The 19281-nt window shown below is 36.7% G+C and carries 18 protein-coding genes and 1 other annotated feature; of the genes, 2 read left to right on the forward strand and 16 right to left on the reverse strand.

The features are described from left to right. From rseP to rpsB, 7 genes are all read right to left on the reverse strand, one after another. Entirely contained in the window at window positions 1-1269 is a 1269-nt protein-coding gene (rseP, locus tag IGK81_RS07805) for an RIP metalloprotease RseP (RefSeq protein WP_010718876.1), read from the reverse strand. Between the two features lie 384 nt (window positions 1270-1653). Next, the gene (locus tag IGK81_RS07810) at window positions 1654-2454 is read right to left on the reverse strand and encodes a phosphatidate cytidylyltransferase (protein WP_010718875.1); all 801 of its coding nucleotides are present in this window, start codon (window positions 2452-2454) and stop codon (window positions 1654-1656) included. Beyond that, complete coding sequence (locus IGK81_RS07815) at window positions 2451-3260, reverse strand: isoprenyl transferase (RefSeq protein WP_010718874.1); 810 nt, start codon at window positions 3258-3260, stop codon at window positions 2451-2453. The genes IGK81_RS07810 and IGK81_RS07815 overlap by 4 nt, the downstream gene beginning before the upstream one ends. Before the next feature lie 229 nt (window positions 3261-3489). Then, window positions 3490-4047, reverse strand: a complete 558-nt coding sequence (frr, locus tag IGK81_RS07820; protein ID WP_010718873.1) for a ribosome recycling factor — start codon at window positions 4045-4047, stop codon at window positions 3490-3492. Between the two features lie 3 nt (window positions 4048-4050). After that, window positions 4051-4773, reverse strand: coding sequence for a UMP kinase (gene pyrH / locus IGK81_RS07825; protein ID WP_010718872.1), 723 nt, complete (start codon window positions 4771-4773; stop codon window positions 4051-4053). A 221-nt stretch (window positions 4774-4994) separates the two neighbouring features. Continuing rightward, window positions 4995-5876, reverse strand: a complete 882-nt coding sequence (tsf, locus tag IGK81_RS07830; RefSeq protein WP_010718871.1) for a translation elongation factor Ts — start codon at window positions 5874-5876, stop codon at window positions 4995-4997. Window positions 5877-5972: 96 nt separating this feature from the next. After that, window positions 5973-6755, reverse strand: coding sequence for a 30S ribosomal protein S2 (gene rpsB, locus IGK81_RS07835; RefSeq protein ID WP_010718870.1), 783 nt, complete (start codon window positions 6753-6755; stop codon window positions 5973-5975). 387 nt (window positions 6756-7142) lie between these two features. On the opposite strand from rpsB, the gene IGK81_RS07840 reads away from it, so the two are divergent. Further along, a complete protein-coding gene (locus tag IGK81_RS07840) occupies window positions 7143-7622 on the forward strand; it encodes an arginine repressor (RefSeq protein ID WP_010737782.1) in 480 nt (159 codons plus the stop codon). A gap of 150 nt (window positions 7623-7772) precedes the next feature. Here IGK81_RS07840 and argS read toward each other — a convergent pair whose 3' ends face one another. The 4 genes from argS to arcA all read right to left on the reverse strand — a co-directional run bounded on the left by argS (window position 7773) and on the right by arcA (window position 13285). Continuing rightward, window positions 7773-9464 carry an arginine--tRNA ligase gene (gene argS / locus IGK81_RS07845; RefSeq protein ID WP_034698338.1) on the reverse strand — a complete coding sequence of 564 codons (1692 nt, stop codon included), beginning with the start codon at window positions 9462-9464 and terminating at the stop codon, window positions 7773-7775. Between the two features lie 73 nt (window positions 9465-9537). Further along, window positions 9538-9737: a binding site (T-box leader), on the reverse strand. Between the two features lie 143 nt (window positions 9738-9880). Beyond that, window positions 9881-10831, reverse strand: coding sequence for a carbamate kinase (gene arcC, locus IGK81_RS07850; RefSeq protein ID WP_010718867.1), 951 nt, complete (start codon window positions 10829-10831; stop codon window positions 9881-9883). Between the two features lie 116 nt (window positions 10832-10947). Further along, window positions 10948-11967 (reverse strand): ornithine carbamoyltransferase, encoded by a 1020-nt coding sequence (argF, locus tag IGK81_RS07855; protein WP_010718866.1) that lies wholly within the window; start codon window positions 11965-11967, stop codon window positions 10948-10950. Window positions 11968-12055: 88 nt separating this feature from the next. Further along, the gene (arcA, locus tag IGK81_RS07860; protein WP_010718865.1) at window positions 12056-13285 is read right to left on the reverse strand and encodes an arginine deiminase; all 1230 of its coding nucleotides are present in this window, start codon (window positions 13283-13285) and stop codon (window positions 12056-12058) included. A gap of 474 nt (window positions 13286-13759) precedes the next feature. Between arcA and IGK81_RS07865 the strand changes: the two genes are divergently transcribed. Next, a complete protein-coding gene (locus tag IGK81_RS07865; RefSeq protein WP_010718864.1) occupies window positions 13760-14461 on the forward strand; it encodes a Crp/Fnr family transcriptional regulator in 702 nt (233 codons plus the stop codon). A 92-nt stretch (window positions 14462-14553) separates the two neighbouring features. On the opposite strand, the gene IGK81_RS07870 is transcribed toward IGK81_RS07865, so the two are convergent. The 5 genes from IGK81_RS07870 to IGK81_RS07890 form a co-directional block, all read right to left on the reverse strand. Next, window positions 14554-15342: a glycosyltransferase family 2 protein gene (locus tag IGK81_RS07870; protein ID WP_034698341.1), complete on the reverse strand. Its 789-nt coding sequence runs from the start codon at window positions 15340-15342 to the stop codon at window positions 14554-14556. Next, entirely contained in the window at window positions 15335-16171 is an 837-nt protein-coding gene (locus tag IGK81_RS07875) for an O-antigen ligase family protein (RefSeq protein ID WP_228022436.1), read from the reverse strand. The genes IGK81_RS07870 and IGK81_RS07875 overlap by 8 nt, the downstream gene beginning before the upstream one ends. After that, a complete protein-coding gene (locus IGK81_RS07880; protein ID WP_412003864.1) occupies window positions 16156-16614 on the reverse strand; it encodes a hypothetical protein in 459 nt (152 codons plus the stop codon). Before IGK81_RS07880 ends, IGK81_RS07875 begins: the two co-directional genes overlap by 16 nt. Window positions 16615-16693: 79 nt before the next feature. Continuing rightward, window positions 16694-18523 carry a polysaccharide biosynthesis protein gene (locus IGK81_RS07885; RefSeq protein ID WP_431393303.1) on the reverse strand — a complete coding sequence of 610 codons (1830 nt, stop codon included), beginning with the start codon at window positions 18521-18523 and terminating at the stop codon, window positions 16694-16696. An 81-nt stretch (window positions 18524-18604) separates the two neighbouring features. After that, window positions 18605-19273 carry a CpsD/CapB family tyrosine-protein kinase gene (locus IGK81_RS07890; protein WP_025480509.1) on the reverse strand — a complete coding sequence of 223 codons (669 nt, stop codon included), beginning with the start codon at window positions 19271-19273 and terminating at the stop codon, window positions 18605-18607. Window positions 19274-19281: the final 8 nt, after the last annotated feature.

The raw sequence follows: 19281 nt of genomic DNA on the forward strand, positions 1-19281 counted from the left end.
CTAGAAAAAGAATCGTTGGATATCATTCCATGTGACTAATACCATTAAAAGCATCAATAAACCGAAGCCTGCTAATGTGATAAAGCCTTCTTTTTCTTGGCTGATTGGTTTTCCACGAATCCCTTCCACGACGTTCAAGACAAGCTTTCCTCCGTCAAGCGCTGGAATTGGTAATAAGTTAACGATTCCCAAATTCATCGAAAGAATGGCCATCAAGCTAATGACCGTTAATATTCCTTGATCTGCAGCTTCTGAAGATAATTGGAACATCATTACAGGACCGCCCAATTTATTTAAACTAAAGTTTGTAAATAATGAGCCTAGTGCTTTAAAAATTTCTAATGAACTACTGAAAGCTTGTTGTGTTCCTCCAATGATTTTGTCAAAAAATCCCGTTTTCATTGGTGCTTTGATTCCTAATTGCCCATATTTTTTTCCATTCGATTCTACCACGCCTGGTGTTACTGAAAGGGTTTGTTTCTGACCATTGCGCTCGACTTCAACATTGAGTTTTTTCCCAGGATTCTCGGTGATCGTAGCCGTTAGATCTCCCCAAGAATGAATGGCATTACCATTGATCTCCAAGATTTTATCATTTTCTTTTAAACCAGCAGTTTGTGCTGCACCATTAGGTAAGACTTCGCCAATTTGATTCGTGTTAGTGACTTGAACTCCGCCATGCATAAAAGCAAGCAGAATAAATAACAAAATAGCTAACAAGAAATTATTCATTGGTCCTGCGAAATTCGTCAACATCCGTTGCCATAATTTGGCTGATTGGAACTGCACGTCTTTTGGAGCGATTCGAAGTTCTGTGCCATCGGCTTCAATGATCGAAGCATCATGCGCGACAGAATAAGTCACTTCTTGTTCTTCCTCGCCATTGACATAGCCAGTAATCGTTAATTCTTCTTCAAGATCATAACGAATCAATTCCATCGGGATACTATTTGTAAGCTGTACTTTTTTACTTAAATTGATTTTCTCTACGATACCATCAGAATTTAATAAAAGAGATAACGGCATTCCCGGAGCCATCTCTGTTTCATCGTCCCCGTTTCCTGCCATCCTCACATAACCTCCGATTGGCAATAAACGTAGTGTATAGGTAGTTCCGTCCTTAGCTTGATGCCCATAAATTTTGGGTCCCATACCAATTGCAAACTCTCGAACGAGAATTCCTGATCGTTTCGCAAAGAAGAAGTGTCCAAATTCATGAACAATGACCAAAATGCCAAAAACAATAATAAATGTAATAATTGTTTTCATTTTACATTCTCCTTTACTTTTTTTTAGGTTAAATAAAACATCTTAATTTTACCATATTAATAGCTATTCACCAATAGCCCTAGTTTTTTTAAAGAAAAGAGGTGGCGCTGGAAATAATCAATTTTTAGAAATAAGCCGAATAATCCAAAACTATTTTTCTTCTGGATTATTCGGCTTATTTTCTGAACGAACAACTTCTAAGACACCACGTATTCTTTTTTGAGTAAGATGTGAACATAAAGCTCGCATATTGATTTGAAAAAAGATAATGCTTCATTCCCATACCCATATTTAGTTAACAACTCATTGACATCCTATTAAACTATTGTTATTTATAAATGAGTAGACGATTAGGCAAGTGCTCATTCAAGTCTTTGATGATCACTAAATCAATCCAAATAAATGCATGATTGGAAAGACAAAAAGCAAACTATCAAAACGATCTAGTATCCCGCCATGCCCTGGTAAAATATTCCCAGAATCTTTGACATCGTAGTGACGTTTGATCGAAGATTCAACGAGATCACCAAATTGTCCCACGATCGATAAGAGCATCGTTACAAGGAGCATGAAGAACAGCCCATGTCCAAATAATTCTTTGGCTGGATAGAACAAGAAGTACAACAAAGCAACGACTAATGCACTAGCAATACCACCTAATGCTCCTTCGATTGTTTTATTTGGTGAAACATCTGGACTTAACTTATGTTTTCCGTATTGTCTTCCAACCATATAAGCACCGATATCAGTTGCCCAAACGACAAATAATCCAAAGAGCAAGACTGCCAAACCTTCTGTTCTTGCATTGACGAAATTTTGAAATCCAATACCTACATATAAACTAGTAATTACCGGGAACCCCGCTTCATCAATCGTATAGGTATTCTTTGAAATAACTGATGTCCCTAACAAGATCATGACGATCAAGTAAAAGAGCATAAACGTGCTTGTCTTCTCCGGTAAAAAGAAAAACCAACGTTCTTTTGGTAGAACTAAAATAACTGCTCCAATCGCTGATAATATTCCTTCAAAACTTAACAACGTCAAGCCCTTCATACGGAATAACTCATAGACACCGACGACTGCTAACAAAGCTGCTACAAATTCGATTGTGATTCCACCGATCCATATAATTGGTATAAATAGGACCAGGGCAATAGCAGCTGTGATCACTCGTTGCTTCATGACTGATCTCCTTCTTTCTCTGTTTTCTTCACGCCACCGAAACGACGGTCTCTGTTTTGAAATGCTGCGATTGCTTCTTCTAGATGCGCCCCATCAAAATCAGGCCACAAAGCTTTTGTGAAATACAATTCGCTGTATGCAAGTTGCCAAAGCAAGAAGTTACTAATTCTTTCTTCCCCACTTGTTCGAATAACCAATTCAGGATCCCGCCATTCGGTTGGCAAAAAACCAGTCATGAGATGATCTGCAATCAGTTCTTCGTCAATAGCTTCAATCGCAGTTTCTTCATTTTTGACTTCTTCAGCAATTTTTTTGACTGCTGTCACAATCTCTGCTCTGCTTCCATAATTCAAAGCAAAGTTAAGGATCATTCCAGTATTATCTTTTGTTTGCTCAATTGCTCGACGAACAGCATCTTGTGTATGTTCAGGTAATACTTCTTCATAGCCCATGACACGAACCTGAACGTTTTCTTTGATCAATTCTGGAACAAATGTATCAAAAAAATCCACTGGAAGTTGCATCAAAAAACGGACTTCATCTTTTGGTCGTTTCCAATTTTCTGTTGAAAAAGCATAGAGGGTTAAAACTTTCACACCTAAACGAGAAGCTTGTTTGGTTACTTTTTTAACTGTCTCCATCCCTTCTTTATGCCCAGCAACTCGAGGTAAACGTCGATTTTGGGCCCAACGACCATTTCCGTCCATAATGATTGCGATATGCTGAGGAATGGGACCTTCAGCCGCAAAATGAAAATCACTTTTTTCTTGAATATACTTGTTTTTTTGCGGAAAAAAACGTAACATTCTTTTTCCTCCTATACTTAAAAGTTACCACTATCTTTAGTATTATATCAATTTATCACGTGATTTCCTATGCTGGATTACTTTTTTTAGTTATTTCTACGACTTTTTTCTTATTTTTTAACTTTTGCTATAAAAAAAGCCTAGGACAAGAAATCGTCCAAGGCTTTTTAGTAGGTGTAAAAATACATAAACGGCATTGATAAAAGACTGATTCTACCAAGCTTTATGATTAAACTTCCAGTAATTCTTGTTCTTTGTCACTAGCGATTTTATCTACTTCTTTGATGCTTTCATCGGTTAGTTTTTGTACTTCTTTTTCTAATCCACGTAGATCATCTTCTGTGATATCGCCATTTTTTTGTTGTTTTTTGTATTCATCAATTGCATCACGACGAATGTTACGAACAGCGATTTTTGCATTTTCTGCTTCTTTTTTTACATCTTTTGCTAATTCTTTACGACGTTCTTCAGTTAATTGAGGAATAATTAAACGAATGACATTCCCATCATTGGTTGGACTGATTCCAATATCACTTGCCATAATTGCTTTTTCAACATCTTGTAAAATGCTCTTATCAAATGGAGTGATCATTAAAACACGTGCTTCCGGGATTTGGATTGAAGCCATTTGGTTCAAAGGTGTTGGTGCACCATAATAATTAACTGTGATTCGATCAAGTAAACTTGCATTGGCACGTCCTGCACGAATTTGTCCAAGCTCACGTTGTAAATTTTGTGCTGCTTTTTGCATCTTTTCTTTTGCTTCTGTCATAATTGCATCTGCCATTTTTTATTTCCCCCTTACAGTTGTTCCGATATTTTCGCCTAAGATTGCACGACGGATATTTCCATGTTCATTTAAATTAAAGACAAGCAATGGGATGTCATTGTCCATGCTTAGTGAGCTAGCGGTAGAGTCCATTACTTGCAACCCTTTTGCAATCACTTCTAAATGAGTCAATTCTTCAAATTTCACAGCATTTGAATCTAATTTTGGATCAGCTGAATAAACACCATCAACATTGTTTTTAGCCATTAAAATAACATCAGCGCCAATCTCAGCTGCGCGTAATGCTGCAGTAGTGTCTGTTGAAAAGTATGGATTCCCAGTTCCACCTGCAAAAATCACGATTCGGCCTTTTTCTAAATGACGTTCTGCTTTTCTGCGAATATATGGTTCAGCAATTTGTCGCATTTCGATTGATGTTTGGACACGTGTTGGCACACCAACATTTTCCAAAGTATCTTGCAACGCTAAAGCATTCATTACAGTTGCCAGCATCCCCATGTAATCAGCTTGAGCACGTTCCATTCCCATCTGAGCACCGATTTGTCCGCGCCAAATATTGCCGCCGCCTACCACGATTGCCATTTCAACGCCTAATTCGTGCACTTCTTTGATTTCTTGGATGATTTCTTTAATAACAGGCGGTTTGATTCCAAAGCCTTCATTCCCAGCTAAAGCTTCTCCACTTAATTTTAAGACAACACGCTGATATTTCGGTGTGACCATGTTCATTCCTCCAATATTTTCTATTGCTATTTTACCATATTCAGGTAATTTAGCCACTAAAAGTCTAACCATTTGTACCTATGCCTAAAAAAAAGAGCTGTGACATACGTCGCTGCTCCTTTTTAATTCCAAATAAGCATACTATCTAATGTTGATCCAACATTTAAAAAGTGACTCGCAAAATGAATCAACATTAGATAACATATACTCGATTTTCAGAATTATTTTTTCACTTGGTTCATAACTTCTTCAACAAAGTTGTCTTCGCGTTTTTCGATTCCTTCGCCAACTTCAAAGCGTACAAAAGTTTTCACTGTAGCACCTTTAGAAGCAACATATTTTTCAACAGTCATATCAGGATCTTTAACGAATGGTTGGTCAACCAAAGCGATTTCTGCTTTAAATTTCTTCAAGCGTCCTTCTACCATTTTTTCAACGATATTAGCAGGCTTACCTTCGTTTAAAGCTTGTTCTGTAAGAACAGTTTTTTCATGTTCTAATTCAGCTTCAGGAATTTGAGTTTCGTTTACATAGCGAGGATTGATTGCAGCTACGTGCATAGCAACGTCTCTTGCTACAGATTCATCAGTTGTTCCATCTAAAACAGTCAATACAGCGATACGTCCGCCCATGTGTAAGTAACCACCGAAAGCAGCGTTATCTTCTTTTTCAACTACTTCAAAACGACGGAAGCTGATTTTTTCTCCGATTACTTGTGTTGCTTCGATCAAGTCAGATTCGATCGTACCTTTTTCTGTTTTGATCTTCATTGCAGCTTCCATGTCTGCAGGTTTGTTTTCCGCAACAAGTTCAGCGATTTCTTTCACTAGATCTTGGAACATTTCGTTTTTAGAAACAAAGTCTGTTTCTGAGTTAACTTCAACGATTGCTGCAGTATTTCCTTTGATTGCTACTGAAGCTAATCCTTCAGCTGCAATACGATCATTTTTCTTAGCTGCTTTAGCCATTCCTTTTTCACGTAAAAGATCTACTGCTTTTTCCATATCGCCTTCTACTTCAACTAATGCTTTTTTCGCATCCATCATACCTACGCCTGTCATTTCGCGTAGTTCTTTTACCATTTTAGCTGTTACATCTGCCATTATTGTATCCTCCTATAGTTTCTTTTTAAAAAAAGCTGTTTCAAAGGAGAGTGAGGCTTGTCGCCTAGCCTTTGAAACAGCTCCATCATTTAAAAATTATTCTGCTGAAGTGTTGTCGCCTTCTACAACGTCAACGATTTCTTCGATTGAAGTAGCATTGTTTTCTACTACAAAGTCTTCTTCAACTACTTGGTCTTCCCCTTGGTTACCTTCGATAAATGCATCAGCCATTTTTGAAGTAATCAATTTAACGGCACGGATTGCATCGTCATTTGAAGGGATAACTACGTCGATTTCGTCTGGGTCGCAGTTTGTATCAACCATAGCTACGATTGGGATATTTAATTTATGCGCTTCTTGAACAGCAATGCGCTCTTTACGTGGGTCAACGATGTACATTACATCTGGAATTCTTGGCATATCAGCGATACCACCCAAGAATTTTTCAAGACGTTCACGTTGTTTGTTCAAACCAGCAACTTCTTTTTTAGGTAGAACTTCAAAAGTTCCATCTTCTTCCATTGCATTGATTTGTTTCAAACGGCTGATACGTTTTTGGATTGTATCCCAGTTAGTCAATGTTCCACCTAACCAACGATGGTTTACAAAGTATTGTCCAGCACGTGTTGCTTCATCTTTGATTGCTTCTTGTGCTTGTTTTTTCGTACCTACGAATAAAGCTACGCCGCCTTCTTCTGCAACGCTCTTCATGTAGTCATAAGCTGCATCTACTAACTTAACAGTTTTTTGTAAGTCGATGATGTAGATTCCGTTTCTTTCTGTGAAGATATATTTCTTCATTTTTGGGTTCCAGCGACGAGTTTGGTGACCAAAATGTACGCCGGCTTCTAGTAATTGTTTCATTGAAATTACTGCCATTTTTGTTTCCTCCGATTTGGTTTTTATTTTTCCTCTCCCTGTCTTTCACCTCGCTGACAAACTTTTTCAAGCACCTATCAACGATCCAACAGGAATGTGGATTTGTTGATGCAAAAAGCATCTTTAAACATTATACAAGTAACCTACCTGTATAGCAATAGCTAAGGTGACATTCTTGCTCAACATTCAATATTTTACCTGACTTGCTAGTAAATATCAAGAGAAATCTCTAGTTGCCTCTGCATTTATTCTCATCTTTTATGCTTTACTCTCTCATTAACAAATGATCATAATTCCTAGAGTTATCTCATAAATCAGAATAATATTGGGCAACTCGATTTTTTTTTGATATGATACATGTGAAATCTTTCGTAAAGGAGAAAGAATATGCGTAAATCTGAGCGACATTTACTTATTAAACAAGTGATCGGGGAATTTACGATCCGTACACAAGAAGAACTCTTGGCCAAACTGGAGAATTATGGTGTAACAGCGACACAAGCTACGATTTCCAGAGATATTCGTGACTTAAAAATCGTAAAAGTACCAGATGAAAATGGCGTTTCCCATTTTGTTCTTTTTCAAGGAAAAAAAGGACTCGAAGCAAAAACAGATGATGAAAAACGGTTAGTCCAAATGATCGAAGACATCGTGTTAAAAGTGGAACGGGTCCATTTTCTGACGGTCGTCCATACCTTACCAGACAACGCACATCTTTTCGCTGCCGTTTTAGACGATATCAAACCACCTCATATCGTCAGTACGATTGCCGGGTTCGATACAACCATTATCATTTCCAAAGATGAAGAAGAAGCAAAATTGGTGGAAGCCTTCTTACATGCTCCCAAAGAAACAACACTTTTTTAAGCCAACTAAATTTAATCAACGCAGCATGAATCAATGAATGGATGATATCTGTCCCAATCACTTCTATATAAAATAAACCGCCCCTCACGAAAGCTACTATTATAAGTAAGCCTTTCGTAAGGGACGGTTTATTTGTGTACGTTACTTTTCTTACATTTTATCTGGTGCGTGTAAGCCAAGCAAACGTAAATCTTCTTTTAACAAGACTGTTACAGCATAAACTAATGCTAAACGCGCTTCTTTTTGGTCATCTTCAACTAAAATTTTAGTATGTGCATAATATTTATTAAATGCTTGGGCTAACTTGATTGCATGTTTCGCAATAATAGACGGTTCGTATTTTTCACCTGCTTGTAAAACAGTTTCTGGGTATTTTTGAATCAATTTTACAACTTCCCAGCTGTTTTCATCATTCAAGGCGTATTCTTGATCTGTCGATGGCGTAAAATCGGCTTTTGCTAACAAGCTGACAGCACGAGCATGTGTATATTGTACATAAGGTCCTGTTTCACCTTCGAAACGTACAACTTCTTCTAAATTAAAGTCAAATGTATTTAGGCGATCGTTTTTTAAATCATGGAAGATAACTGCGCCAACACCGACTTGTTTAGCTACCACATCTTTATTTTCTAAATCAGGATTTTTCTCACTGATCTGTTCTTTAGCAGAGTCAATGGCTTCATTTAGCACTTCTTCAAGTAAAACAATTTTCCCTTTACGTGTTGATAGTTTTTTACCACCTTGAGTAATCAATCCGAATGGGATGTGATGCATATCATCTGACCAATCAAAGCCTAATTCTTTAAGAACAGCTTTCAATTGTTTGAAGTGATAACTTTGTTCGTTTCCGACAACATACAATGATTGTTTAAAATCATAGGTGCGTTTGCGGTAAAGAGCTGCTGCTAAATCACGAGTGATATAAAGTGTTGCACCATCTGATTTCTTGATCAACGCTGGGTTCAAATCATAAGCTGATAAGTCAACGATTTCAGCACCTTTATCTGCTTGCAATAAATGTTTTTCTTCTAAAAGTTCTACGATTTCATCCATTTTATCGTTATAGAAAGCTTCACCATTTAAAGAATCAAAACGAACTTCTAATAGATCGTAGATTTTATTGAACTCTTTCATAGATTCGTCGCGGAACCATTGCCATAATTCAATGGCTTCTTTGTCGCCTTCCTCCAAACGTTTAAACCATGAACGTGCTTCATCATTCAATTCTGGTTCTGTTTCAGCCACTTCATGGAATTGAACATACAGACGCAACAATTCATTGATTGGTTCAGAACGTACTGCTTCTTCTGAACCCCATTTTTTATAAGCCACAATCAGTTTCCCAAACTGTGTGCCCCAATCTCCTAAATGATTGATACGAATCGGGTTGTAGCCTAATTTTTCCATGATAAATCCGATGGAGTTCCCGATAACTGTAGAACGCAAATGCCCCATTGAAATCGGCTTTGCAATATTAGGAGAAGACATATCGATTGGTACGTTTCCGTTATTTCCGATGGAGCTGTCGCCATAATGTTCTTTTTCTTTCACGACAGAAGCCAAAACTTCTTTACTGATCATCGCTTTATTCATAAAGAAGTTTAAGTAAGGACCAACCACTTCGATTTTTTCAAAGTTTGTTGAATCGATTTTTTCTGCTAGGTCAGCTGCAATTTGTTGAGGGGCTTTTCGATAGATTTTCGCTAATGAAAAGGCAGGAAAGGCTACATCCCCATGGTCTGCAGATTTTGGATTTTCTAATAGTTTTTCTACTTGTTCCATTGTAAGATCGTCTTTGACAACGTCATAGATCGCTTTTGATACAATATCTTTGTTATTCATTTACATTCCTCCTATAAATACTTTTGTTTGCTGAAAACAAAAAAATCTCTAGTGATCATAGATAACTATGATCACTAGAGACGAGATATCCCGCGGTACCACTCCAGTTGTCCTATTTGCTAGGACCAGCTTCATCTGATATCGGTTGATAGCCGTCTGTCTTAGACAGAGTTCTCCAAGTGCGCTTCATTGTATCCTCTCGTTTGGCTTTCACCACACCCAAACTCGCTTTGATCAAGTAAATACAATTACTCTCTTGTTCAACAAACTATGAAATTATTATATTAATTGAATTATAGCAGAAAAAAAAACTGCTGGCTAGGGATTTCTTATAAAAAATGTCCAGAAGGTCTAAAGGAGAAGAAATACCAACTGGACACTTTTTAACATAGTTCATTTCCTAAGAAAAAGAATTCTTAGTTATCCGCTACGATGATCGTTCCTTCTTCAGATGCGAGAAGGTTCTCGATATTTTCTAAAGAAGTAATAATCGCTTTAGCTTTTGGTTTTGCCTCAACAAAGGCAATTGCCGCTTCGACTTTTGGCAGCATACTTCCTGGTGCAAATTGATTTTCATCAATGTATTGCTTCATTTCTGAAACTGAAACAGTTTCTAGTTTCTTTTGATCTGGTTTTTGATAATTTACATAAACATTATCTACTCCAGTTAAAACGATCAATAGATCTGCATCGATGATTTCCGCTAATTTTTCAGAAGCAAAATCTTTATCGATGACCGCTTCTCTACCTTCTAAACCAGTTGCCGTTTCCACAACAGGAATTCCACCACCACCAACAGAGACTGTAATCACGCCTTGTTCTACTAGCGTTTCAATCACTCGTGCTTCTTTAATTGAAATTGGTTTAGGAGAAGCCACTACTTTACGCCAGCCACGACCAGCATCTTCTTTAAAGGTTACTGTTGAATCAGCTTTCATTTGTTCATTGGCTTCTTCTTCGGTATAGAATGGTCCTACTGGTTTGCTTGGGTTTTTAAATGATGGATCGTTTTCATCAACGATGACTTGCGTAACAAGTGAAACCACATCTTTATCAATGCCTTTTTCTTTCAACACTTCACCCATTGCATTTTGTAACCAGTACCCAATTGATCCTTCTGTCATTGCAACACAAGTATCTAAAGGCATCGCTGGTGTCTTTTCTGAGTCAGCTGCTTGTTGTTGGATCAGCAAATTCCCTACTTGTGGTCCATTCCCGTGAGAAATGATCAACTCATCCCCTTGTTCAATGAATTTTACTAAGTATTTTGCTGTTTCCATCAATGCCTCTTGTTGTGCTTTTGCACTTGCATCTGTTGATAAAATCGCATTACCACCTAATGCGACAACTACTTTACGATTTGCCATATTTGTCTTCCTTTCTCCAGAGAGTTCTGAATTTTCTCAATGACAAAACAAGCCAGCCCATGATGAGGTCCATTAAAGCTGACTCGTTTTGTTCTTGAGATGAATGTGATTAACCGTTACACACGAGGAATAAACAAGTTACCAAGTGTTGCTGCCATGATCGCTTTGATTGAGTGCATGCGGTTTTCTGCTTGGTCGAATTGACGTGCATATTTACTGCGGAAGACTTCATCAGTAACTTCCATCTCAGTAATGCCGAAGCGTTCTTTCATTTGTTCACCATAGATTGTGTTAGTATCATGGAATGCTGGTAAGCAATGTAAGAAAATCAAACGGTCAGTATTGTGCGTTTTTTCGATCATTTCCATGTTGATTTGGTAAGGTTTCAACAATTTGATTCGTTCTTCAAATTTATCTTCTTCACCCATTGATACCCAAACATCTGAATAAAGTACGTCAGCACCGTCAACACCTTTATCCACGTCATCAGTGATCATTAATTGTGCACCAGATTTAGCAGCAAATTCTTCTGCCATTTTGACGATTTCTTCTTCTGGTTGTAATTCTTTTGGTGCTACGATACGCATGTTTGCACCTAAAATAGCCCCAGTCACAAGTAAAGAGTTCGCCATGTTGTTACGTCCGTCACCACAATATGCCACTGTGATTCCTTCAACTGTTCCAAAGTTTTCTTGGATTGTTAAGAAATCTGCGATCATTTGTGTTGGATGCCATTCGTCTGTTAAACCATTCCATACTGGAACACCAGAAAATTCTGCTAGTTCTTCCACCATTTTTTGGCTAAAGCCGCGGAACTCAATTCCGTCAAACATTCGACCTAATACTTTAGCTGTATCTTCTGTTGATTCTTTTTTACCTAATTGGATATCATTGGCACCTAGATATTCAGGATGCGCACCTAAATCGATTGCTGCAGTTGTAAAAGCTGCACGTGTACGAGTAGACGTTTTTTCAAATAAAAGTGCAATGTTTTTACCTTCTAAGTAGTGATGTGGAATGCCACGTTTTTTCAAATCTTTTAAGTGTTCAGAAAAATCGATTAGATATTGTAATTCTTCTTTTGTAAAATCTTTTTCTGCTAATAAACTTCTTCCTTGAAATACTGACTCTTTCATAACTAAAATTCTCCTTTAGGTTGTTTGTTTTTGTTTTAAAGAGGAAATCTAGTGGCAGCTGACAGTTAGACTGCCACTAGCATTCATATTATTTTAAATCTTCACGTACTAATGGTTGGCTCATGCAGCGTGGACCACCACGACCGCGTGACAACTCACTTGAATTGATTTCCAATACTTTGATGCCATAGCTACGTAATAATTCATTTGATACATAGTTACGGTTGTACGTTACGACAACACCTGGTGCGATTGCTAGGGTGTTAGAACCATCATTCCATTGTTCACGAGGAGCAACGATCGCATCACCATTACCAGTTGGGATCAAGACTAAATCATCCAAACCTAACGCAGCTTTTAATGACGCTTGTAAGTCATCAGAATGGGCGATCTTGATGTCATCGCCTGCTTGTTCGATCGTAAAGACATCCATTTTTCCTTCTTTACTTTGGATTGCTGGATGGATCGTGAATTTATCATGATCAACCATGGTAAACACAGTATCTAAATGCATCATTGCTCGATTGTTAGGAATCTTGATTGCTAGGACTTTTTCAAAGCCTGCATGTTTAGCAAATAAATTACGTGCTAATTTTTCGATTGCTTTAGCGCTTGTTCGTTGTGAGATACCTACAGCGACGACTTTGTCACTTAGGATTAATTCATCTCCACCTTCGATGTGATCAGGGTTTTCACGATCTAACCATACTTCAACCCCTTTGTTCGCAAAACGTGGGTGATGTTTCAAGATGTATTCAGTAAACATTGATTCACGACGACGTGCTTCAAATGTCATCATGTTAACAGTCATCCCATTTCCCATTGATGCGGAAGGATCACGTGTAAAGTAAAGGTTTGGCATTGGGTCCATATAGAATGGATAGTCGTCATCTGAAGAAAGATCATACAGACTGTTTGAACGAACTGAAATATCTTTCGTGCGGACACCCGCCATAATTTTATCTACCATTTCTTGGGTTTCCATTGATAGAAGGAACTCATGAAGACCATCTCTTACAGCAGAAGATGCAATGTGGGATTCGTCTAACATTTTATTTAAAAATTGTTCTTTGACATTGCCGGCATCAATTGCTTCTGCAGCTAATTTTTCTAGATATAAAGTTTCGACGCCTTCATCTTGCAATGTCTTTGCAAAATAGTCATGCTCTTCTTGTGCGATTGGCAGATATGGAATATCATCAAACAACAGACGGTCCATAATATCTGGTGTTAAATTTTCCACTTCTTGTCCAGGTCGTTTCAATAAAACTGTCTTTAACTTCCCTATCTCAGAGAAAACGTGAATAGGTTTATCCATGTTGTGTTGCCTCCTTCGTTTTGATTACATACATAGAATACCGCCTTTTTGTAACCACTTTCATAATTTCTTCTCATCTAAAACGAGAGCAATTTCACATTATTAGAAGACAATTAAATAAATAAACGTTTTTACATTTTTTATTAACTTTTATCACTTTTTTTATACTGAAAACTCTCTCAAAAAAATATTTATTCATTAAAAAATTATTTTTGAATATTTTCTTTTTCGATATTTCACAAGGTTGATAGCGCTTGCTTTATGTAATAATTGTGTTTTTTATACAAAAATACCAATCATTAAAAAGAATTATGCAATCTATCTGTATAAATTATTCATAATAACAAAAAAGACTGATCACAAAGAATAAAATTGCTTTTTTAACCATGATTTTTCTTCTAGGTTAAAACTTTACATTTAAGCCAAAACCAGTCACAATATAGTATGTAGCTGAAAGTAAGGAGTGGGAGTTTTATGCGTATAAATAGAATTGATTATCATTTTTCAAAGTTACGCTATCAACCTGATTTTGAAAACTTTACTGACGAGGAATTTGAGCTCATTAAAGAGCATACGATCCTTCGTTCTTATAAAAAAGGACAAATTTTATTTGATGAAGGAGATGAACGACAACGTCTCTACATTTTAACATCAGGATTGGTTCGTCTAGAACGATATGATGAAAGTGCTACTTATTATTATTATGATTATGTCAATCCAAATAACCTTTTCCCAATGTCTGGTATTTTTGAAGAAGGAATTTATTCATACACTGCTCAAGCAATGACAGACATCGAAACTTTCTCTTTCCCAGTATCTTGTTATGAAAAAATTGCGAAAAACAATCCAAAACAATTACTCTATATGATCCATAAAATCTCAAAAGTAGTAGCGATGCACGAACTGCGGATACAGATCGGTTTAACTTCTAGCGCTTTTGATCGAGTGAAACAAAACTTATTCATTTTAAAAGAAGAGCTTGGCATACCAACCACAGATGGCCATGTCGAAATTCCATACCCTATCACACTAAAAGAATTAGCGGTTAATAGTGGGACAACGAGAGAGACTGCTGGACAAGTAATCAAACAGTTAAAAGATTCTGGTTTATTAGATTACCAAAAGAAACGGTTTACTTTTTGTAAAACTGCTGTGACGCCTGCTTTAAGAGAATAAAAAAACATACTAAGATGAGGCTGCCCTTATCTTAGTATGTTTTATTTTTTGTCTAAGCCTGATTTATTTGTAAAGGAGACAAAGAAACCTTTTCATCCTTGTTTGCGGTGCTGATGCCAAAATAGGAGGTGTCTAGGAATCATTATCGCTATTAGTGGTTTCAAGACATACAGATAATGAACTTTAGCAACCTGTAATTCTTTGAAATTACGATATTTCAACCGACTTTCCCCAAGGCGATTTTTCCAGGAAATTTTTTTATAATACTCTTTATCTTGATAGTAATAAACTAAGTTTTCTTGTAAATTATAACCTTTGTGTCCCTTCGCATATAACCGCATATATAGGTCATAATCTTGTCCTCTAACAGTATCTTTTGAAACTCGATAACCCGCTACAGATTCTAAGATGTGTTTTCTAAACATAGCCGATGGATTGATGAACGGACTCGTTTTCAAGAGATCTTTTATTTCAGGTCGTTCTTTGACCATCCGTTCACCATAGACACCCTCTTGATCCCATAAATAGGCATTACTGCCAACAAAACCAAATTCTGGATGAGCCTCCAAAAACGCTACTTGCTTTGCCATACGTTCCACGTGACAATAATCATCGTCATCTAGTTGCATAATGTAGTTCCCCCGTGCATGTTTGATTGCCTGGTTGCGAGTATAAGCACTTTTAGAATTTCTAGCGTTTTGATAGATTCTGATACGTTGATCTTGTTTTTTTAATTTCGTTAAAAGTTCCCAAGTATGATCTGTTGATCGATCATCGACAATAATGATTTCAAAATCTTGATAGCTTTGTCTTAGTACAGAATTGACTGCTCGCTCAATCGATTTTTCTGCATTGAAAGTGGGAATAATCACACTAATCATTTGACTGCTCCTTTTTTCCATTTACTAGAGATCCCTGTTCTTTCACAACGAGTAAACCTACTAAGATCCATAGTAATCGTGAATTTTGTAAAGAAATACTAAAAGAAAAAATAATATTCGCTAATATTAAGAGACACAGCAACCATTTTTTCAGCAATAATTTTCTGACAAACTGACCAAATACCAACAACATTCCCATCATTGCTGGGACTATTCCCCATTCAACAGCTATTTGTAAAAAAGTATTATGAGCAATCGTCGGGCTTCCACTAACTGATAAAGCAACTGAAGAGTAGTCAACGAAACCGATACCCATGAAATGAGTCCGCGTTAACAAAAGTTGTGCTGTTTTCCAAGCTTCTGTTCTACCGGAACCTCCAGCAACGATTGCGCCATAAAAATTAGTGAAGACTCCCTCAAATCGGACAAATTGCGGAATGGAAAGAAAACGTGCAATTAAATTACTTACATAATCAGCAAAAAGAAAATGCGTACCGATAATCAATACACTCGCTGTCATGATTGTCATTACAAGATGTTTGACGTTGATATTTTTCCTAAATAATTTTTGAATTAGAAATAACAAATTGATTACTAAAAACGCTACAACCCCTGTTTTGGAAGCAGATAACAAAATACAGAATGTATAACCCATGAATGCAATCAGGTTCTTCCACTTACCTTTAAATGGTCTTAAGTACCAGATACAGTAGCCACATGTTTGAAGATAAGCAAAATAATTAGGATCATTCATGAATCCTTTCAAACGTAGATCACCGAACAAAACAAATGATTTCAAACTTGCTGGAGCTACTAGAAAAATGAACATACTAAGACAGCCAAAAAAAGTGTTCCGACTTTTACCCCAGATAAAAAATCTTTTTTCAACACTGGATTTATATGAAGGATCGAGATCGTTAGAATCAAATAAAGGAGATTGACGAAAAATTTTTGTCCCGTCATGATGACTGAAAAAAGCGAAACAGAAGTATCCACCCATGAACTTAACAATATCGTGGACAATAACCGCCAACAAATAACCCCAATAAAAAATAGTACTAATTGTTTACTGAACACCACTTTTTTCATTAGTAGAAGGTAGCCAACTAATAGCACCATAAATACATCACTTATTGACATATTGATCCCGAAAAAAACACGCGAAATACAGAGTGTAAATCCCAATAGGTAAAATAACCTTCCTAAAATTTTTTGGTTGCTTTTCGTTAATTCATCAATTGATGAGTACCCATGTGCTTCAATTGTTTTCATTTTCTATCTCCCCGTGTGCCTTTAACAGCAAAAATTCACTGATTGATTTATTTTTCCAATCATCATTTCTATCTTTTCTTCATTCATTAGAAGCATTTGCAAACGCTATAACTTTCTTGGCTGCTTCGCTTTCATCTTCTGGTAACTGTTCAATTAGCTGGGTGACTTCTTTTAAAGAAAAGCCTTTAATGTCCCCAACAAAAATCTTCTCAAAAATTTGCGTTTCTTTCTTTTCTTTTTCTAATAGCAATTCTTCATATAATTTTTCCCCAGGACGTATCCCTGTTTCAACAATCTCGATATCTTCTTCTGTATAACCACTCAAATGGATCATATTCTTAGCTAGATCCACGATCTTGATCGGCTTATCCATATCCAAAACAAAAATTTCTCCTCCCTTAGCCAATGCACCTGATTGAATAACTAATCTGCTCGCTTCAGGGATCGTCATGAAGTAGCGGGTCATCCGAAAATCGGTGACAGTGATCGGTCCCCCTCTTAAAATCTGTTCTTTAAACAGTGGAATAACACTACCTCTAGACCCAAGTACATTCCCGAAACGGACAGCCGAAAACTTGGTCTCACCAGATTGGTTCAGACTTGTGATTAACATTTCTGCGATTCTTTTTGTTGCTCCCATCACATTTGGTGGGCGATTTGCTTTATCAGAAGAAATCATCACAAAGTTCTTAACATGATTTTTTTTAGCTGCTTCCGCCACATTTTTTGTTCCGTTAATATTATTCTTAATTGCTTCTGTGGGATTATATTCCATCAGCGGAACGTGCTTATGTGCGGCTGCATGATAAACAATCGTGGGATGGTATTTTTCCATCAAATAAAAGATGCGTTCTCTATCTTGAATATCAGCAATGATTGGTAGAATCTCTACTTTCCTCTGAGGATCTAATGTAGTTAATTCTCGATGAATCGAATAAATCGAATTTTCTCCATGTCCAAGTAAAATCAACTTTGCTGGTTCAAATGCCAAAACTTGCCGACAAATCTCTAAACCAATCGAGCCCCCAGCCCCAGTTACTAAAATCGTTTGTCCTTTTAATTGATAGCTGATACTTTCTAGGTCAAGGGAAACTTCCTCTCTTCCTAATAGATCGATCACATCTACTTCTTTTAATTGCGAAACATTGATTTTTCCGGTAGCTACTTCTTCAAAAGAGGGAACCATATTTACCTTGATATTCTTATTTTCAATGGATTGAACAAGCTGTTGGATCTTTTTTTTTGGTAACGAAGGAATCGCTATCGTAACCATATTGATACGGAATGTCTGGATCAATTGATTTATTTCACGGGTATTTCCCAGTACTTTTTTACCTAAAAGATAAGTTCCCCATTTGTTACAATCATCATCGACAAAGCCCACAACTTCAATATTATTCACAATTTGAGAACCTAAAAAACTTTGATACAGTAATTGTCCACCCTCTCCAGCACCAATGATCAAGATTCGTACTTTTTTTTCATTCGAACGACCATTTTTATTTTTCAATTCAACCCAGACCCGCCAGCCTAACCGACTACTAGCAATCAATAAAAGTGCCATTATGTAAGAAAAAACAACTAATCGCAAACTAATCTGGTACATGAGCTCCTGGTTAAACAAGTAAAACAAAGGAAAAATTGAAAATAACATAAAAGTGAGTGCCGCAAAGATCCCTAACAACTCATTAAGATTCGTATAACGATTGATTCTTGTAAATACTTTAAAGATTCCACCATAGAACAGATAACAAACAACTGATGAAATGAGTGTTATTGCCAAATAATCTCTATTGATGATAACAAATGGAACCATAAATATAAAACTGATGTAATTAGCAAGTATGATCAGAAAACTATCGAGTAGCACCAAACTAATCGCTTTGATTTTTCTAGTTGGTTTAATCAATAAATCACCTTCTTTAGTACTTGATATGCACGATCTTGATCAACATTTTCTTTCAATCATTTTAACACACCATCTACTACCTCAATAATAGTAGTTGATATCTTTCGACTTCTTTACTCCATTATAGACAATCCCTAAGATATTTGCCTGAGCGATCGTCAATAGTTCCTTTGCTTTGAACAATTCTTGCTTTAGCGTTTTTCGTTCTCTCACGACAATGATTGTACCATCTGTTTTTGAAGCTAGTATCTGTGCATCCGTCACAGGCACAACAGGCGGTAAATCAAAAATGATCAAATCAAAATTTACGCTTAATTCATCAATGATTTCATTCATTCGGCTTGACTCGAGTAATTCAGAAGGATTGGGAGGTTTTGGTCCACTGGTCATTGTCCACAAATGTGCAATATTTGTTTCATGAATGAATACGAAAGCTGATTCATTTCTTTTTTTTAACAGGTTAGTTAGTCCGTCACTGTTCGAGGTTGAACGAAATGTACTTTCTACACTTGGCTTTCTTAAATCTGCATCAATTAGGAGTGTTTTCTTCCCGCTATTTGCAAAAACAATCGCTAGATTCGCTGAAACAGTTGACTTCCCTTCCTCTGGACCTGCTGAAGTAACGACGATTGTCTTTATATCCTGATCAAATGAGCTAAATTGGATATTTGATCGAACCGTTCGATACTGTTCAGAGATCATGGACGATTGTTTACTAGCACTAATCAGAGGAACACCCTTTTTTTTCATATTATTTT

Origin of the sequence: Enterococcus sp. DIV0703 (genome assembly GCF_051711065.1) — a bacterium.
GTDB classification, from domain to species: Bacteria; Bacillota; Bacilli; order Lactobacillales; family Enterococcaceae; genus Enterococcus_B; species Enterococcus_B hirae.

Excerpts from the sequence above, each read along its gene's own strand:
- rseP (WP_010718876.1), bottom strand. The coding sequence starts at position 1,269 with ATGAAAACAATTATTACATTTATTATTGTTTTTGGCATTTTGGTCATT.
- IGK81_RS07810 (WP_010718875.1), bottom strand. The coding sequence starts at position 2,454 with ATGAAGCAACGAGTGATCACAGCTGCTATTGCCCTGGTCCTATTTATA.
- IGK81_RS07815 (WP_010718874.1), bottom strand. The coding sequence starts at position 3,260 with ATGTTACGTTTTTTTCCGCAAAAAAACAAGTATATTCAAGAAAAAAGT.
- frr (WP_010718873.1), bottom strand. The coding sequence starts at position 4,047 with ATGGCAGATGCAATTATGACAGAAGCAAAAGAAAAGATGCAAAAAGCA.
- pyrH (WP_010718872.1), bottom strand. The coding sequence starts at position 4,773 with ATGGTCACACCGAAATATCAGCGTGTTGTCTTAAAATTAAGTGGAGAA.
- tsf (WP_010718871.1), bottom strand. The coding sequence starts at position 5,876 with ATGGCAGATGTAACAGCTAAAATGGTAAAAGAACTACGCGAAATGACA.
- rpsB (WP_010718870.1), bottom strand. The coding sequence starts at position 6,755 with ATGGCAGTAATTTCAATGAAACAATTACTAGAAGCCGGCGTACATTTT.
- IGK81_RS07840 (WP_010737782.1), top strand. The coding sequence starts at position 7,143 with ATGCGTAAATCTGAGCGACATTTACTTATTAAACAAGTGATCGGGGAA.
- argS (WP_034698338.1), bottom strand. The coding sequence starts at position 9,464 with ATGAATAACAAAGATATTGTATCAAAAGCGATCTATGACGTTGTCAAA.
- arcC (WP_010718867.1), bottom strand. The coding sequence starts at position 10,831 with ATGGCAAATCGTAAAGTAGTTGTCGCATTAGGTGGTAATGCGATTTTA.
- argF (WP_010718866.1), bottom strand. The coding sequence starts at position 11,967 with ATGAAAGAGTCAGTATTTCAAGGAAGAAGTTTATTAGCAGAAAAAGAT.
- arcA (WP_010718865.1), bottom strand. The coding sequence starts at position 13,285 with ATGGATAAACCTATTCACGTTTTCTCTGAGATAGGGAAGTTAAAGACA.
- IGK81_RS07865 (WP_010718864.1), top strand. The coding sequence starts at position 13,760 with ATGCGTATAAATAGAATTGATTATCATTTTTCAAAGTTACGCTATCAA.
- IGK81_RS07870 (WP_034698341.1), bottom strand. The coding sequence starts at position 15,342 with ATGATTAGTGTGATTATTCCCACTTTCAATGCAGAAAAATCGATTGAG.
- IGK81_RS07875 (WP_228022436.1), bottom strand. The coding sequence starts at position 16,171 with ATGTTCATTTTTCTAGTAGCTCCAGCAAGTTTGAAATCATTTGTTTTG.
- IGK81_RS07880 (WP_412003864.1), bottom strand. The coding sequence starts at position 16,614 with ATGAAAACAATTGAAGCACATGGGTACTCATCAATTGATGAATTAACG.
- IGK81_RS07890 (WP_025480509.1), bottom strand. The coding sequence starts at position 19,273 with ATGAAAAAAAAGGGTGTTCCTCTGATTAGTGCTAGTAAACAATCGTCC.